The organism is Alistipes sp. An31A (assembly GCF_002159425.1).
Taxonomy (GTDB): Bacteria; Bacteroidota; Bacteroidia; order Bacteroidales; family Rikenellaceae; genus Alistipes; species Alistipes excrementigallinarum.
This window is the reverse complement of sequence record NZ_NFIO01000001.1, coordinates 329220-346775: the sequence shown is the minus strand read 5'-3', so window position 1 is coordinate 346775 and position 17556 is coordinate 329220. Positions and strand designations below refer to the sequence as shown.

General features: G+C 61.7%; 13 protein-coding genes and 1 tRNA gene. 11 read left to right on the top strand and 3 right to left on the bottom strand.

What is annotated here, in order from left to right; translation table 11 throughout:
* Positions 1–3 precede the first annotated feature (3 nt).
* From B5F90_RS01545 to B5F90_RS01530, 4 genes are all read left to right on the top strand, one after another.
* Positions 4–2022, top strand: coding sequence for a urocanate hydratase (locus tag B5F90_RS01545; protein WP_087360396.1), 2019 nt, complete (start codon positions 4–6; stop codon positions 2020–2022).
* A 120-nt stretch (positions 2023–2142) separates the two neighbouring features.
* Positions 2143–3636 (top strand): histidine ammonia-lyase, encoded by a 1494-nt coding sequence (hutH, locus tag B5F90_RS01540; RefSeq protein ID WP_087360393.1) that lies wholly within the window; start codon positions 2143–2145, stop codon positions 3634–3636.
* A 34-nt stretch (positions 3637–3670) separates the two neighbouring features.
* Positions 3671–4909 carry an imidazolonepropionase gene (hutI, locus tag B5F90_RS01535; RefSeq protein WP_087360390.1) on the top strand — a complete coding sequence of 413 codons (1239 nt, stop codon included), beginning with the start codon at positions 3671–3673 and terminating at the stop codon, positions 4907–4909.
* Positions 4910–4973: 64 nt separating this feature from the next.
* Positions 4974–5840 (top strand): bifunctional methionine sulfoxide reductase B/A protein, encoded by an 867-nt coding sequence (locus B5F90_RS01530; protein ID WP_204229519.1) that lies wholly within the window; start codon positions 4974–4976, stop codon positions 5838–5840.
* Positions 5841–6243: 403 nt separating this feature from the next.
* On the opposite strand, the gene mutS is transcribed toward B5F90_RS01530, so the two are convergent.
* From mutS to B5F90_RS01515, 3 genes are all read right to left on the bottom strand, one after another.
* A complete protein-coding gene (gene mutS, locus B5F90_RS01525; RefSeq protein ID WP_087360658.1) occupies positions 6244–8880 on the bottom strand; it encodes a DNA mismatch repair protein MutS in 2637 nt (878 codons plus the stop codon).
* 261 nt (positions 8881–9141) lie between these two features.
* Complete coding sequence (locus tag B5F90_RS01520; protein WP_087360384.1) at positions 9142–9762, bottom strand: uracil-DNA glycosylase family protein; 621 nt, start codon at positions 9760–9762, stop codon at positions 9142–9144.
* A complete protein-coding gene (locus B5F90_RS01515; protein WP_087360381.1) occupies positions 9759–11213 on the bottom strand; it encodes an AAA family ATPase in 1455 nt (484 codons plus the stop codon). Before B5F90_RS01515 ends, B5F90_RS01520 begins: the two co-directional genes overlap by 4 nt.
* A 42-nt stretch (positions 11214–11255) precedes the next feature.
* Here B5F90_RS01515 and B5F90_RS01510 point away from each other — a divergent pair, with 42 nt between their 5' ends.
* The 7 genes from B5F90_RS01510 to B5F90_RS01480 all read left to right on the top strand — a co-directional run bounded on the left by B5F90_RS01510 (position 11256) and on the right by B5F90_RS01480 (position 17553).
* Complete coding sequence (locus tag B5F90_RS01510; RefSeq protein ID WP_087360378.1) at positions 11256–11891, top strand: hypothetical protein; 636 nt, start codon at positions 11256–11258, stop codon at positions 11889–11891.
* Between the two features lie 22 nt (positions 11892–11913).
* Positions 11914–12477, top strand: a complete 564-nt coding sequence (locus B5F90_RS01505; protein ID WP_239307717.1) for a hypothetical protein — start codon at positions 11914–11916, stop codon at positions 12475–12477.
* Positions 12468–13004 (top strand): RsmD family RNA methyltransferase, encoded by a 537-nt coding sequence (locus B5F90_RS01500; RefSeq protein ID WP_087360375.1) that lies wholly within the window; start codon positions 12468–12470, stop codon positions 13002–13004. The genes B5F90_RS01505 and B5F90_RS01500 overlap by 10 nt, the downstream gene beginning before the upstream one ends.
* A gap of 56 nt (positions 13005–13060) precedes the next feature.
* Positions 13061–13137 (top strand) — tRNA-Asp (locus B5F90_RS01495).
* A gap of 248 nt (positions 13138–13385) precedes the next feature.
* Positions 13386–14603 (top strand): site-specific integrase, encoded by a 1218-nt coding sequence (locus B5F90_RS01490; RefSeq protein WP_087360372.1) that lies wholly within the window; start codon positions 13386–13388, stop codon positions 14601–14603.
* 943 nt (positions 14604–15546) lie between these two features.
* Positions 15547–16665: a DUF3575 domain-containing protein gene (locus B5F90_RS01485; RefSeq protein WP_087360369.1), complete on the top strand. Its 1119-nt coding sequence runs from the start codon at positions 15547–15549 to the stop codon at positions 16663–16665.
* 18 nt (positions 16666–16683) lie between these two features.
* Complete coding sequence (locus B5F90_RS01480; protein ID WP_087360654.1) at positions 16684–17553, top strand: FimB/Mfa2 family fimbrial subunit; 870 nt, start codon at positions 16684–16686, stop codon at positions 17551–17553.
* Positions 17554–17556 lie beyond the last annotated feature (3 nt).

Below are 17556 nucleotides of genomic sequence, written 5' to 3'. Positions count from 1 at the left end.
GATATGACACTGCAAGAATTCCAGAACGACATCCGGGCCGGCATTCCCGACAAGCTGCCCGCACCGAAACCCTACGACAAGCAAATCAACCACGCCCCGAAGCGCAAGGAGATTCTGACGCCCGAAGAGCGCGTGCTGGCCATCCGCAACGCGCTGCGCTACTTCCCGGAGAAGCACCATGCGCTGCTGGCCAGGGAGTTTGCCGAGGAGCTGCGCAAGTACGGCCGCATCTACATGTACCGTCTGCGCCCCGGCTATGAGATGTATGCCCGTCCCATCGACGAGTATCCCGCCCGCTGCCGTCAGGCGGCCGCCATCATGATGATGATTCAGAACAATCTGGACAAGGCCGTGGCGCAGCACCCCCACGAACTGATTACCTACGGAGGCAACGGCGCCGTCTTCCAGAACTGGGCGCAGTACCGCCTGACGATGAAGTACCTCTCGGAGATGACCGACCACCAGACGCTGGTCATGTATTCGGGCCACCCGCTGGGGCTCTTCCCCTCGCATCCCGACGCTCCGCGCGTGATTGTGACCAACGGCATGGTGGTGCCCAACTACTCGAAGCCCGACGACTGGGAGCGCTTCAATGCGCTGGGCGTCTCGCAGTACGGCCAGATGACCGCCGGCTCCTACATGTACATCGGTCCGCAGGGCATCGTCCACGGCACGACCATCACCATCATGAACGCCGCCCGCAAGCGGTTCAACGCCGAGCGCAAGGATGCCCGCGGCATGCTCTTCGTCTCGTCGGGACTGGGCGGCATGTCGGGTGCCCAGCCCAAGGCGGGCAACATCTCGGGCGTGGTCTCGGTCGTTGCCGAAATCAACCCCAAGGCGGCGCAGAAGCGCTACGACCAGGGGTGGGTCGACGAGCTGCACGACTCGCTCGACGAGCTGCTGCCGCGCATCCGCCGCGCCGTGGCCGACCGCGAGGTGGTCTCGCTGGCCTACGTGGGCAACGTCGTCGACCTCTGGGAGCGCCTCGCCGCCGAGGAGATTAATGTCGACCTCGGTTCGGACCAGACCTCGCTGCACAACCCCTGGGCGGGCGGTTACTACCCCGTGGGGCTGAGCTACGACGCCTCGAACAAGATGATGGTCGAGGAGCCCGTGCGCTTCCGCGAATGCGTCCAGGAGTCGCTGCGCCGCCAGGTCGACGCCATCAACAAGCTGACGGCCCGCGGCATGTACTTCTTCGACTACGGCAACGCCTTCCTGCTGGAGGCTTCGCGCGCCGGCGCGGCGGTCAACGGCGAGAACGGACGCTTCCGCTATCCCTCCTACGTGCAGGACATCATGGGCCCGATGTTCTTCGACTACGGCTTCGGACCCTTCCGCTGGGTCTGCACCTCGGGCAAGGCCGAGGACCTCGAGACGACCGACCGCATCGCGGCCGAGGTGCTCGAGAATATTCGCCGGACGGCGCCCGCCGAGATTGCCGGGCAGCTCGACGACAACATCCACTGGATTCGCGAGGCGGGGCGCAACAAGCTGGTCGTAGGCTCGCAGGCCCGCATCCTCTATGCCGACTGCCAGGGACGCACCGAAATCGCGCTGGCCTTCAACCGCGCCATCGCCGATGGTCGCCTCTCGGCACCCGTCGTACTGGGCCGCGACCACCACGACGTCTCGGGCACCGACTCGCCCTACCGCGAAACGTCGAACATCTACGACGGCTCGTCGCGCACGGCCGACATGGCGGTGCAGAACGTCATCGGCGACTCGTTCCGCGGCGCCACGTGGGTATCGCTCCACAACGGCGGCGGCGTAGGCTGGGGCGAGGTCATCAACGGCGGCTTCGGCATGGTCATCGACGGTACGGAGGAGTCCGAGCGCCACATCCGCGAGATGCTCTTCTGGGATGTCAACAACGGCATCGCCCGCCGCAGCTGGGCCCGCAACGAGGGCGCCATGTCGGCCATCCGCCGCGAGATGGAGCGCACGCCCGGCCTGCAGGTCACGATGCCCAACATCGCCGACGAGGAGCTCGTCCGCAATGCGCTCAAGGAGGAGTAACCCCTCCGCCGCGCGCATCACATTCTTCGGCAAGGGCCGGGGCGGGGGAGTTCCCTCCGCTCCGGCCGCAGCCGGGAAACAAACACCACCAACCAACCACAAAAAACGAATCATCTTCTCATGGAAATTCACCATATCTCGGCGGAGCACCTCTCGATTGGCCGCGTCCGCGAAATTCTCGACCGTCACATCACCCTTGCACTGAGCGACGACGCCAAGCGCCGCATCGTCCGCTGCCGCGAGTACCTCGACCGCAAGATGGAGCACCCCGAACGCCCCATCTACGGCATCACGACGGGCTTCGGCTCGCTCTGCAACATCTCGGTGGGGCACGATGACCTGGCCCAGCTGCAGAAGAACCTCATGATGTCGCACGCCTGCGGTACGGGCGAGCGCGTCCCCTCGGAGATTGTGCGGCTGATGCTGCTGCTCAAGGTGCAGTCGCTCTCCTACGGCCATTCGGGCGTTCAGCTGGCGACGGTCGAGCGGCTCATCGACTTCTTCAACGCCGACATCCTGCCGGTGGTCTACCAGCAGGGCTCGCTCGGAGCGTCGGGCGACCTGGCGCCGCTGGCCCACATGTCGCTGCCGCTCATCGGACTGGGCGAGGTGGAGTACGAGGGACGCGTGCGCCCCGCTGCCGAGGTGCTGGCCGAAAAGGGATGGGCTCCCATCGAGCTGCAGTCGAAGGAGGGCCTCGCGCTGCTCAACGGCACGCAGTTCATGAGCGCCTACGGCGTCTGGGCCGTCATGCAGGCGCAGCGGCTGAGCGCCTGGGCCGACCGCATCGGCGCCATGTCGCTCGACGCCTTCGACGGCCGCATCGAACCCTTCTGCGACGAGGTGCACCTGGTGCGCGGCCACAAGGGTCAGCTCACCACGGCACGTGCGTTCCGCCGCCTGCTCGAGGGCAGCGAACTGCTGGCCCGCCCCAAGCAGCATGTCCAGGACCCCTACTCGTTCCGCTGCATCCCGCAGGTGCACGGAGCCTCGAAGGATACCATCGACTATGTCGAGAGCGTCATCACGACCGAAATCAACAGCACGACCGACAACCCGACGATTTTCCCCGACGAGGACATGGTCGTCTCGGCCGGCAACTTCCACGGGCAGCCCATCGCGCTGGCCATGGACTTCCTGGCCATCGCCGTGGCCGAGCTGGGCAACATCTCGGAGCGCCGCATCTACAAGCTGATTTCGGGCCAGCGCGGCCTGCCCAACTTCCTGGTCGCCAAGCCGGGACTCAACAGCGGTTTCATGATTCCGCAGTACACGGCCGCCTCGATTGTCAGCCAGTCGAAGGGGCTCTGCATGCCGGCATCGGTCGACTCGATTCCCTCGTCGCAGGGTCAGGAGGACCATGTGAGCATGGGTTCGAACGCCGCCACGAAGCTCTACCGCGTGGTCAACAACACGGAACGCGTGCTGGCCATCGAGCTCTTCAACGCCGCCCAGGCGCTTGAGTTCCGCCGCCCGGCCCGCTCGTCGGAGCGCATCGAACGCATCTTCGCCGACTACCGCCGCGTGGTGCCTTTCGTCGACATCGACCGCGTGATGTATCCGCTCATCGATGCCTCGGTCCGCTTCCTGCGCACCGAGCAGGTGGAGGAGTAGCCGTCGTCAGCATCCGCAAAACAAAGGACGCATCATGAGACTGCTGATTAAGAACATCGGAACGATTGTCGGAATCCAGCCGGAAGGCATCGAACGTCTGTGTGGCGAGCAGATGGGACGTTTGGAGACGCTCGATGCCGCCTGGCTGCTGGCCGAGGAGGGGCGCATCGCCGCCTTCGGGTCGATGGCCGAGGGGTGTCCCGATGCCGCAGAGGTGGTGGATGCCGCCGGGGGGATGCTCTTCCCGTCGTTCTGCGACTCGCACACCCATCTGGTCTATGCCGGCAGCCGCGAGCAGGAGTTCCTCGACAAAATCAACGGCCTGAGCTACGAAGAGATAGCGCGCCGCGGCGGGGGTATTCTCAACTCCGCCGACCGGCTCCACGCCACCTCCGAGGAGGAGCTCTACCGCCAGGCGATGGAGCGCATCCGCGAAATCATCCGCATGGGCACCGGCGCCGTGGAAATCAAGAGCGGCTACGGCCTCACGACCGAGGACGAGCTGAAGATGCTGCGCGTCATCCGCCGCATCCGCCAGACGGCACCGCTCGAGGTGCGCGCCACCTTCCTCGGGGCGCACGCCGTTGGGCGCGCCTACGTCGGGCGCCAGGCAGAGTACGTAGACCTCATCTGCCGCGAAATGCTCCCGGCCGTGGCCCGCGAGGGGCTGGCCGAGTATGTCGATGTCTTCTGCGACCAGGGCTTCTTCACGGTCGAGGAGACGGCCCGCGTCCTCGAAACGGCCGCCCGCTACGGACTTGTGCCGAAGATTCATGCCAACGAGCTGGCCGTCTCGGGCGGCGTGCAGGTGGGTGTGGCCCACGGCGCGCTCTCGGTGGACCACCTCGAACGGATGGGCGAGGCCGAAATCGAGGCGCTGCGCGGCAGCCGCACGATGCCCACGATGCTCCCCGGCGCCGCCTTCTTCCTCGGGATGAGCTATCCGCCCGCCCGCGAGATGCTCCGCGCAGGTCTGGGTGTCGCGCTGGCTTCGGACTACAACCCCGGCTCGACCCCCTCGGGCAACATGAAGATGGTCCTCTCGCTGGCCACCATTCGCATGAGGATGACACCGGCCGAGGCCATCAACGCCGCGACGCTCAACGGCGCCTATGCCATGGGGCTGAGCCGCGACGCAGGCTCCATCACCGTGGGCAAGCTGGCCAACTTCTTCCTCACGCCTCCCATGCCTTCGGTCGCCTTCTTCCCCTATGCCTACACCACGCCGCTCATCAGCCGCGTCTTCCTGCGCGGCAAGGAAATAGTGGCGTAGTTTTTGCCACAGCCGTTACGACATGACCCGTTTTGCACTCATCACAAGCCTGTTGCTTACCGCCATGACCGCAACCGCACAAAAGCCCGCCCCGCTCACAGCCGAGGAGCGGCGGGTCATCATCGGGAAGGGGACCGAAGCCCCCTTCTCGGGCCGTTACTACGATTTCGACGAGGAGGGCACCTACCGCTGCCGCCAGTGCGGTGCCGCGCTCTACCGCTCGGAGGACAAGTTCGACGCCGGCTGCGGCTGGCCCAGCTTCGACGACGAGCTGCCCGGAGCCATCCGCCGCCAACGCGACGCCGACGGACGGAGGACCGAAATTCTCTGCGCCCGCTGCGGCGCGCACCTGGGGCATGTATTTGCCGGAGAGGGATTTACGCCCAAGAACCTAAGACATTGCGTCAACTCCATATCGCTCACCTTCGAACCGAAGTCAGCCGAGCAGCACGAACAGACGGCCATCTTTGCCGGCGGCTGCTTCTGGGGCGTCGAGTACATGTTCTCGCGCGTGCCGGGCGTTCGCTCCATCGAGGCGGGCTATACGGGAGGCCACACCGAGAACCCCACCTATGAGGAGGTCTGCAGCCACACGACGGGCCATGCCGAGGCGGTACGCATCCGCTTCGACCCTGCACAGGTGAGCTACGAGACGCTGGCGCGCCTCTTCTTCGAAATCCACGACCCGACGCAGGCCGACGGCCAGGGTCCCGACATCGGCGACCAGTACCGCTCGGAGCTCTTCTACACGACGCCCGAGCAGCGTGAGGTGGGCGAGCGGCTCATCGGCGAGCTGCGCGCAAAGGGGTACGACGTGGTGACGCGCATCACCCCGGCATCGCACTTCTGGCCGGCCGAGGCCTACCACCAGAACTACTACGAGCGCAAGGGGCAGCAGCCCTATTGCCACAGCCGCGTACGGCGGTTCTGAAGCTGCCGGGCTACCGGGAGGGGAGCGAGAAACCGGAGACGGCGGACGGGCGGAAAAACCGGGAACCGGAACGCCGAGGCTCCGGAAAATCGAGCAGCAGCGTCGCCGACAAACCGGCATTTCTGAGCGCCGGGATGCAGCGACACCTGAACGCCGGGGCACCGGAATGTGCCAGACTCCATGAGGCACCGAGCCGCCCCGGAGCGTCGGAGACCCGAAACATCGGGGCCCAGCCCACCGGCAAACCGCAAGGCACAGGGCCGGAGTCGTGCAGGCCGCCAGGCCGCCAGAAACCATTCGCCAGAATCAGAAGCCATTCCCCAAAAAAGAGAGGAGCCCAGCCAAACAGGCCGGACTCCTCTCCTTTTGCATTGCACCAAAGGCAACCCGCTGACAACGAGCGTCAAAGACCCGTTATCTTCTTGATTTCATTGAGCTTGTTCAGCGCCTCGATGGGCGTCAGCGAATTGATGTCCAACCCCTTGATTTGGTCGCGAATCTGCACCAGCACCGGGTCGTCGAGCTGGAACATCGAGAGCTGCATGTTCTGCGGCGAAGGGCTCTCGGCCGCCTCGCGCACGGCATGGGCCGAGGCCTTGCGCCCCCGCTCCTTGAGGCTGCGGCTGGGAACAATTTCGTTGTTGCCGTAGACCAGTTCGAGGTTGCGCAGAATCTCCTCGGCGCGGGCGACGACCGAGAGGGGCATGCCCGCCATGCGGGCCACGTGGATACCGAACGAGTGCTCGGTGCCGCCCCGCTCAAACTTGCGCAGAAAGACGATTGTATTGCCCATCTCCTTGACCGCCACGTGGTAGTTCTTCACCCGCGGGCACATCTGCTCCATCTCGTTGAGCTCGTGGTAGTGGGTGGCGAAGAGCGTCTTGGCGCGGGCCGTAGGGTGGTTGTGGAGGTATTCGACCATGGCCCACGCAATCGAAATTCCGTCGTAGGTGCTCGTACCGCGGCCGATTTCGTCGAGCAACACCAGACTGCGGTCCGAGATGTTGTTCAGGATGCTGGCCGACTCGAGCATCTCGACCATGAAGGTCGACTCGCCCTGCGAGATGTTGTCCGAAGCGCCGACGCGCGTGAAAATCTTGTCGACGATGCCGATATGGGCCGACTCGGCCGGGACGAACGAGCCCATCTGGGCCATCAGCACGATGAGCGCCGTCTGGCGCAGCAGCGCCGACTTACCCGACATGTTGGGACCCGTAATCATCATTATCTGCTGCTCCTTGTCGTCGAGCATCACGTCGTTGGGGACATACTGTTCGCCGACGGGCATCAGCGTCTCGATGACCGGGTGGCGCCCCTGGCGGATGTCGATGCGGCGCCCCTCGTCCAATACCGGACGCACGTAGTGACGCTCGCAGGCGATGCGCGCAAAGGACTGCAGGCAGTCGATGCCGGCGATGGTGGCTGCATTGCGCTGTAGCTGGGGCAGCGTACGGGCCACATAGGCAACGATTTCGGAGTAGATGCGCTGCTCGATGACGAGCATCCGCTCCTCGGCCCCCAGAATCTTCTCCTCGTACTCCTTGAGCTCCTCGGTGATGTAGCGCTCGGCGCTGGTGAGCGTCTGCTTGCGAATCCACGTCGGGGGAACCTTGTCCTTATAGGTGTTGCGCACCTCGATATAGTAGCCGAAGACGTTGTTGTAGCTGATTTTGAGGGACGGAATGCCCGTTGCCTCGCTCTCGCGCTGCTGGATGCGATTGAGGTAGTCCTTGCCGTGGAGCGCGATGCGGCGCAGGTCGTCCAGCTCGGCGTCGACCCCGTCGGCGATGACGCCCCCCTTCTGAATCTGGTTGTTCTGCGGGTCGGGGTAGATGTCGTGCGCCAGACGGTCGCGCACCTCCGTGAGGGGGTCGATGCGCTCGGCAAGCTGGTGGAGCCGGTCGGCATCGGTCGACTGCAGCAGCACCTTGAGCGTCTCGACCGCCGAGAGCGAATTCTTAAGCTGCACCAGCTCGCGCGGGGTGATGCGCGCGGCGGCGATGCGCGAACCGATGCGCTCGAGGTCACCCACGGCCTCCAGCTGCTCGCGAAGCGCCTCGGCGAACTCCCCCTCGCGCGTGAGCAGCTCCACGATGTCGAGCCGCTCGTTGATGCGCGCCGGCTCCTTGATGGGCATGGCCACCCACCGCTTGAGCAGACGGCCGCCCATGGGGGTCAGCGTCCGGTCGATGACGTCGGCAAAGCCGTTCTTGCGGCCCGCGGCGCCGTTGGTCGAGAAGAGCTCCAGGTTGCGGATGGTGAACTTGTCAATCCAGACGTAGTCGTTCTGGTCGATGCGGGCGATGGAGGTGATGTGGCCGATGTTCTTGTGCTCGGTGAATTCGAGGTAGTGGAGGATGGCTCCCGCCGCCGAAATACCTGTGGTGAAGTGCTCCACGCCGAAGCCCTTGAGCGACTGGGTGCCAAACTGGCGGCAGAGCTTTTCGCGGTTCACCTCCTCCGAAAAGACCCACTCGTCGAGGCGGTAGGTGTAGTACTTCGACCCGAAGGCCTGCGTAAAGTGCTCCTCGCAACCACGCTGGTAGATAATCTCTTTCGGAGCAAAGTTCGAGAGCAGCTTGTCGACGTACGAATCGCTCCCTTCAGAGACGTAGAACTCGCCGGTCGAGATGTCGAGGAAGGCAACGCCGGTCGACTGGCGGCCGAAATAGATGGAGGCCAGATAGATGTTCTCCTTGTTCGAGAGGATGTTCTCCTCGAGGACCACGCCGGGGGTCACCAGCTCGATGACGCCGCGCTTGACCAGCCCCTTGACCAGTTTTGGGTCCTCCAGCTGTTCGCAGATGGCGACGCGCTCGCCCGCACGCACCAGCTTGGGCAGGTAGGTGTCGATGGCGTGGTAGGGGAAGCCGGCCAGCTCGACATACGACGCCGCGCCGTTGGCCCGCCGCGTGAGGGTGATGCCCAGAATGCCGCTGGCACGGATTGCATCCTCGCCGAAGGTTTCGTAGAAGTCACCCACGCGGAACAGCAGGATTGCATCGGGGTGCACCGCCTTGATGGAGTAGTATTGCTTCATCAGCGGGGTTTCGACATATTGCTTGTTGTCGGCCTTCGTTTTTTCGCTCTTTGCCACGGTCTTTTTCTTCAAAAAATAGTTCCTACAAAGATAGCGGATTTTGCCGGCCGGTCAAAATGCCCCGCCGAAAAATTGCACGAAAAGCCGCATCATCCCGGCACATCGGAACGCGCCACCCGGCATCGGCCGGCTGTGCGCGACGCCGACCGCATCGAACCGAAGCTTTAGATAATCTGAAGTAAATACCTGTTGGAAGATATCTTACCGGAACACCTCGTCGAACATGCGGGCGTAGTGGGCGGCCTTCCACTCGAGCGGACGGGGATAGGCGCGCGACGAGGAGGGCATGCGCCAAAGCTGCAGCCGTCGGCCGTCAAGCGTGAAGGGCTGTGAGCCGCCCACCTCGGGAACCGTCGCGATGCCGAGTTTCCGGCAGAGGGTCTCGGCAGCCTTCTGACCCGTCACCACCACCGCGCGGCAGTGGGGCAGCCGGCGTATAAGGGCCGGTATGTCAGTCTCACGCACAACTTGAAGAAAATTGTCCGAAGCGTTGCCTTTCAGGCGAATAACCTCGCAGGCCGTATCGTACAGGGCGACCCCTTTCGTGCGGAGGAACTCCTCGAGCCGTGCGCGGTCGAAGGCCTTGCGGTCGGGGGTCAGAAAGTGGTCGCGCTCCCCGAAGAAGTGGTCGCCGAAGATGCGCCACATGTCGTTCTGGAGGTTGGGGTAGTAGAACTCCATCGACCAGCGCCGGCGGGGCGGCGGGAAGCTCCCCAGCATTAGCAGCCGGGCATTTTCGGGCAGGAAGGGTTCGAGCGGATGGCGCTCGACGACGGGCTCCGAGGCCTGTTCCGCGGATTGAGGTATATCCTGTTTATTCATTGTTTATCAATATATTGCGCGCAAATGCACCTTTTATATTCGAAGAAGCGTTCGTCGAAGTTGACCAGGTAGAGCCGTTCGGTTGCCCGCGTGAGAGCCGTGTAGAGCCAGCGCAGCATGTCGCGCGTCATCGGCTCGTCGCCGAAGATGCAGCGGTCGACGAAGACCGCCTTCCACTGCCCGCCTTGAGCCTTGTGGCAGGTAACCGCATAGGCGAACTTGACCTGCAGGGCGTTGAAGTGGGGATTTTCACGAATCTCCTTGAAGCGTTTCAGCTTGCTGCGGATGTCGAGGTAGTCCTTTTCGACCTCGTAGAAGAGCCGCGTGCTCTCCTCGCGCGTCAGCGAGGGGGACTCCGACGAGAGGGTGTCGAGCAGCACCTTGCAGGTGAGCTCCGTATCGTCGTAGTCGCCGAACGAGAGGGTAGCCTCGGCGAAGTGGAAGCCGTAGAGCTCCTCGAAGCGCCGCAGCCGCTTCAGGCAGGCGATGTCGCCGTTGGCGATGAAGCTCATCGGACACTCCTTGTCGTGCTCGGTGAAGTAGTAGTTGTTCTTGACCACCATCAGCATGTCGCCGCTCTCAATCTCCTCCTCGGCGTAGAGCACGTTGTAGCGGATACCATTATTATAACGGTTCGCACGCTTGTTCGAACGGGTGATGACGATGCACTCGTCGCGCCCGTAGCGCGCATAGCAGTCCTGCAGCGTCTCGAGGAAGTCGCCGCCCTCAAGTGCGACGATATCCGGGAAATCCATGTTGAAACGCGGAATCTCGTAGATTCCCTGCTCGAGCATGCAGCGCACGAGCGTGGCATTGAAGAGGATACCCGACTGCGCCTCCTGGCGGACCACCTCGTCCATCGTGCCGTAGACCACCTCGCCGTAGGAGGACATCGCCTGCGGGTCGAGCGCCGGACTGAAATCGCACCCCACGGGCGGCAGCTGCGCGTTGTCGCCCACCAGGATGAGCCGGCAGCCGCGCCCGCTGCGGACATAGTCGACCAGGTCCTGCAGCAGCGAGCCGCTGCCGAACAGCGCATCGCCGCCAGGCATGTCGGCCAGCATCGAGGCCTCGTCAACGATGAAGACGGCCCCCCGTTCTGGGTTGGGATTGAGCGAGAATTTCGATTCGTAGTCGGCATTGGTCCGCTGCCGGTAGATGCGCTTGTGGATGGTCAGCGCCTTCTCGTGGGCATACTGCGCGAGGACCTTGGCGGCACGCCCCGTGGGGGCCAGCAGGACGGGTTTCATCCCCATTTCGTGGAGCGCTCCGACCAGCGCCGAGATGAGCGTGGTCTTGCCGGTTCCCGCATATCCGTTGAGCACGAAAATCTTCGAAAAATCGTCATCTGCAAGATAATCGGATAACTTTTCTACGATTTTTTTTTGCCCAGAAGTTGCTTCAAAACAAATTTTGGCGTAAATTTGGGTCGCAATACGTGTATTAAGCATTTACCGGCATATTTGCGACAAACTTAATAACAAATATTTAAAATGAAAAGAATTGCTCAAATTATTCTGGGGGTAGTCATCCTGGGACTGGTTTATGTAATCTACGACCAGATTTCGACCCCGATTCGCTTTGACAACGAAGTGAAAGTTCGGAATGCTCAGGTCATCGACCGCATCAAGGACATCCGTACGGCTCAGCGCTCCTTCAAGTCGAAGTACCAGCGTTTTACCGGCAGCTTCGATACGCTGATTTCCTTCGTGCTCAACGACTCCCTCGAGCTCGAGCGCAAGATTGTCGACGAGGACGACTCGGTTGCCATGGCCATGCTGAAGAAGTCCGGCCGCAAGAACGTCCAGAAGTTCAAGGTCGCAGTCATCGATACCGTATTCGCACCCAAGAAGCTCTCACGCGCCGATGTGGAGAACCTCCGTTACATCCCCGGCACGGACAACAAGGCCCAGTTCATCATGGAGGCCGGCATCATCACGACCGAGTCGAAGGTGATGATTCCCGTTGTGGAGTGCCGCGCTCCCTACAAGATGTATCTCGACACGGTTGAGTTCCGTCAGGATATCATCAACCTCATCGACAACGATGTCCACAACCTCCAGCGTTACCCGGGCATCAAGTTCGGTTCGATGGAAACCGGTAACAATGAGGCAGGTAACTGGGAATAACGGAAACTCTCCCGATAAGACAGTGTCCATTCAGCTCATGTTGGATGGACACTCTTTTTCGGTAGAGAGCCTTCCTGCGGCCGAAGAGGCCGGAGGGCTCGGCTTCGAGCTGCTCACCCCGCGCACGATGCTCGTCCCGCGCGAGGCCTTTGCCGGGGAGCTGGCCGCAAGCTATCTTGCCGCCGAGGGGCTCGCACCACTCGAGGGCGAGTGCGCGGTATGGAGCGACACGCAGCAGCAGACGGTGGCCGTGATGGCCATCGACCGCGAGGTGCTCGACGCCCTGCATGCGAAGTACGGCGAGCGGCTCAGCTTCACCTCGCCGCTGCTCCACCAGCCGAAATTCTCGGGCAACGCCGTCTGGATGATGCGCTGCGGCTCGCTGCTCTACGTGAAGGTCTACCGCACCATCCTGCAGCTGGCCGAGGTCATACGGGCCGAAAACGACGCCGACGTGCTCTACTTCGTTGAACGCCTTGCCGGCATCTTCCCGCCGGCCGACTACGAGTTGCACGTAGAGGGGGAGGGCGGCGCCGCATTGCGCAAACTGCTCAAGGGATACTACAAACGAATCGTATGCGAATAGTCAGCGGAAAATACAAGGGACGTGCCATCAACCCGCCGCGCAACCTGCGTGCACGGCCGACCACCGATTTTGCCAAGGAGAACCTCTTCAACGTGCTGGGCAATCTGGTCGACTTCGAGGAGTGCGACGTACTCGACCTCTTCGCCGGCACGGGCTCCATCAGCTACGAGTTTGCCTCGCGCGGAGCACGGAGCGTCACGTCGGTCGAAATCAATCCGGTGCACTACAACTTCATCCGTCAGACGGCCGCGCAGCTCGGCATCGACAACATGTATGTCGTCAAGGCCAATGTCTTCCTCTACCTGAAGAGCTGCACGAAGCGCTTCGACATCATCTTCTCGGACGCCCCCTACGACCTGGAGGGGAGCGAACGGGTCATCGACCTGGTGCTCGGCGGCGATTTGCTGCGCGAAGGGGGAATGCTGATTTTCGAACACTCGAAGCAGCACGATTTTTCCGCACATCCCTGCTTCTGGCAGTTAAGGAGTTACGGAAGCGTGCAGTTTTCTTTCTTCAAAAAAGCGTAGCAAGGTATTGCAGAATTGAAAAAATGCATTACCTTTGCACTCGCAATACCGAAAGGGGTGCGTTAGTTCAGCTGGTTAGAATACGTGCCTGTCACGCACGGGGTCAGGGGTTCGAGTCCCCTACGCACCGCCAGAGGCCGACGAAGAGTCGGGTTAAATGAAGCAAAAGCCTTGTAAACGAGTAGTTTACGAGGTTTTTTGTTTTTGGATTATCTGCATGAGAAAGCAAAAAACAACCGGTTTCGGGTGTCCAAATCGGTGGACTTTTTCCGAGGGCCGAACCGTCCACCGAATAAGCGTTTAACTCATTGATTTGCATTGTATTTCATCTTGACGCAAAAGGCTCTTGAAAGTAATTTTGCAACCTGTAAATACGATGTTATGGAAAGGACAACCTGCACGCTGATTTACTACCTGCGCAAAACCCGAATCGACAAGGAAGGGAAAGCGCCGATTTATGTACGCCTCACAGTCAACGGCAGGCGTGCCGAAGTTTGTGCTCGGGCCCGCATCTTGCCCCGGTATTGGAATCAATCCCGAGGCAAGGCTGTGGAAAACAACCGGGAAGGCCGTGAGATTAACCGGCTGCTGGAGGCCATCTCGTTCAATATTGCGCAGACGCGACGCACGCTGGAGGCAGAAGGAAAAGAGATTACGGCTACGGGGATTATGGATCGCTACCTGGGCAAGGACCTTCCCGAACGCCATACCCTGATGGAGGTCTTTCGGGAACACAACAAACGGTGCCGGGCTTTGATTGGAATCGACTTCACCGCTTCGACCATACAGCGTTACGAGAGTCTGATGCGCATCACGGGCGAGTTTCTGTTAAAGGAGTATGGTTCCGAGGACCTCTATCTGGACGAATTGCCGGTCCATTTGGTCGAGGATTATGAGTTCTACATGAAGACCGTAAGGCGATGCGTTCACAATACGGTGATGAAGAATCTGAAAAACTTCAAGAAGATCATCCGCATCGCGCAAAGCAACGGATGGGTTCCGAAGGACCCGTTTCACGGCAAACATATCCACATGGAGCCGGTCGACCGTCCCTTTTTGGAGAAACAGGAGTTTTTGTCGATGCTTCACAAGGAGATCTCTATTCCCCGACTGGCGCAGGTCCGCGACATCTTCTGTTTCTGTTGTCTGACGGGGCTGGCCTTTACGGACGTGCAGCAGCTCAAAGCGGAGCATCTGGTGGCGGACATCCACGGCAAAATCTGGATTCGCAAGGCGCGGCAGAAGACCAAGAACATGTGCAACATTCCGCTGCTCGACGAGGCGCAAAAGATTATCGACCGCTACAAGGAGCACCCCTACTGCCAGACGCACGGCGGGCTGCTCCCCGTATGCAGCAACCAGAAGATGAACTCCTACTTGAAGGAGCTGGCCGACATCTGCGGCATCCCCAAAAATCTGTCGACTCATTGCGCGCGCCATACGTTCGCAACTCTGACGCTGGCCAGCGGCGCGACGATCGACAACGTCGCCAAGATGCTCGGCCATGCCAATGTCAACATGACGCGCCGCTATGCGAAGGTCCTCGACTCGTCAATCATGCGCGACATGGAGGTCGTTGCTGAAAATATGGCGTTGTAGCCCAATGACGGAGAGCTGAACCAACGGGAAATATCCCGGTTTTTATTCCAACGTAGTACCTCGGCTGTTTCCGGTTAACTTGGCTCCTCGTTGAGCCGGAACGAGTATTTGTAACTCGGAGTTTGAGATAGAGGGTTGTGCTTTCGCTGACAGGTTATTCGATGGATGATTTGGGGTTCGACTTGGGAGAACACCGCCCGCCTCGCAGAGCGAGGACCTTTGTCGGACAAACCGCCGGTTGTCGGACAAAGGTACACCTCGCTCCCGTCAGGCGACGGGTACAGCTCCGGCATTCGCAAAGGACAATTCCTCTCCCGAAAGGCATCTCCGAAACGAAAAATCACGGGCGGATTCTCCGCTGCAATATTGCGAGGATGTTCAGGGATTAAAAAGCGCGGTTGCCGGCCATGCAAGGCCATAATCCTTTTCGGGAATCTTCTACTGTGATGCTCCTGCACCCCCGGGTTCAACATCACCGAAATCGCCGAGGCCGCAGGCTTCGTCTCGCCCAGCCATTTCACCCGCATGTTCAAGACCCGGGGGGGGCTCACCCATCCAACTGGCGCAAGACGCAGGGTGGAGAGAACTCCATTTGGTAACTCCGGCCGGCCTCTGACGGCCCCGAATTCTTGCCTAAACAACAATTTTTCTTGCCTAAACGACAAAATTGACAACCGGGACTTTCCAGTTCCGGTTTTTCTGTTAATTTTGTTCTCGAACTCTTCGGTCCGAAGCCATGCTTCCCTTCAAGCAAAATCCCCTTGCTGTACGTTCGCCCTTCGGAAGCGAAAGGGTGACGTGCGTCCGGATTTGCAAAAATTCCCCCCCCCACAAAAAAATCATAACTGACGCCTCCGCGTTAACTCCGCCATGCCCGAATCCCCTCGATCCGGGCCTGGGGTGTTCTGTCCCTGCAGCAACCCGAACAAATCTTTTGAGAACCATGAATAGATTGCTGACCCTATTGTTTGCGTTGGGCCTCCTCGCGGGCCCAACCTTCGGCCTGACGGCAGACAACCCCTCCGACCCTGCCCCGGCCGAGTATACCTTCCGCTTCGTGGCGGGCGACGACATGTTCTACATCCCGTGGAACGGCAACGGCGAAGAGCTCGACCGTCTGTTGGCCTGCATCGCGCAAAACAAGGCCGCCATCACGGAGGGCTCCGTTCCCGTTCTGGTCGACGGCTACTGCACCTCGCAGCCCTCGGAGGCCGAAAACCTCGCCTTGGCCAAGACGCGCTCCAACCGCGTGAAGACGGAGATGATTCTCCGCGGCGGGCTCACCGAGGAGTGCTTCACAACGAAAAACCATGCCGACAAAGGCAACTTCGTCACCGTGCGCCTCGTCATCCCCGCCACTCCGTCGGAGGCCGAGCTTGCAGCCCGCCGCGCTGCCGAGAAGGCCGAAGCCGAGCGTCTGGAGGCCGCGAAGCGCGCCGAAGAGGAGCGCCTTGCCGCCGAGCGGGCCGCCGCCGAAGAGCGCCGCAGAGCAGAAGAAGAGGCACGCCGGGCCGCCGAGGAGGCTGCCGCTGCCGCTGCCGCCCCCGCGGCCGAAGAGCCCGAGGAGAGTGAATGCTGCGCCATGGGCCTCGACCTGCGGGCCAACCTGCTGCGCTGGGCGACGCTGACGCCCGACCTCGGGCTGGAGTGGCACATCTCCGACCGCTGGAGCCTGGGCGTAGGCGGCTCGTGGACCTCGTGGTCGTGGAACAACAAGCAGCGCCGCTACGCCCTCTGGGAGGTGGCTCCCGAGGTGCGTTATTATATGGGTAAGGCGCGGCGCGGCTACCTCGGCCTGATGTTCAAGACCGGCGCCTTCAACTACAAGTTCTCCGAGACGGGACGCCAGGGCGACCTTCTGGGCGGCGGGCTGACCGGAGGCTACATCCTGCCGCTCGGCAAGCGCCTCTCGCTCGACTTCTCGCTCGGGCTCGGATACCTGAACGCCGACTATGAGAAATACACGGTCATCGACGGCGTGCGCGTGCGCCACGGCTCGGAGACCAGGGATTGGTGGGGCCCCGTTCATGCCGGCATCACCCTGAAGTGGAACCTTTTCTAAACCATGGAGGACGACGATATGAAACCAACACGATATATTCCGATTCTGGCCGCCGCAGCCACCGCGCTGCTGACCGCCTCCTGCGTCAAGGACACGCTCTACAACACGCCGCACCCCAACCACGGCAAGATTACCGTCACGGCCGACTGGTCGGCCCGCGGCGAGGGTATCGACATCCCCGCCACGTGGACCCTCTCGATGGGCGACTATACGGGTACGGAGACCGCCGCAACCCACGCCCCCGACCATCTGTTCGCGCCGGGCAGCTACACCCTCGTGGCGTGGAACCCGGCCGAGGGCATCACCGTCAGCGGCACCACGGCCACCGTCGCCCCGGCCTCGGGCAGCCAGACGACGGGCGCCTTCATCGACAATGCCCCGGGGTGGTTCTTCACCCATACGGAGCAGGTGACCATCGAGAAGGACACCGACTATCCGCTGACCGCCGCAATGCAGCAGCGCGTGCGCGAGCTGCAGCTGGAGCTGGAGGTGACGCAGGGACGCCCCGAACTCATCCAGAGCGTGACGGCCACCCTCAGCGGCATAGCCGGAGCCTTCGACATGGCGCGGGGGCAGACCACGGGCGAACCGGCCTCCACGGTCTTCTCCTTCACCCGTGACGGCAGTCGGCTCACGGCCGATGCCCGCCTGCTGGGTACGATGGGAGCCGTGCAGACCATGGTGCTGGACATCGTATTTGTGGACGGCGGACGCACGCAGCGCACGGAGGTCGATTTGACCGAGGCCATGAAGGACTTCAACGACGACATGACCACCGCCTACCGCATAACCGGCACGCTGGAGACCCCCGTCGGCATGGAGGAATGCAATGCCGAGATTACCGGATGGGAGTCGGTGGAAGGTGGCGATGCCAGTGCGGAAATGTAACGG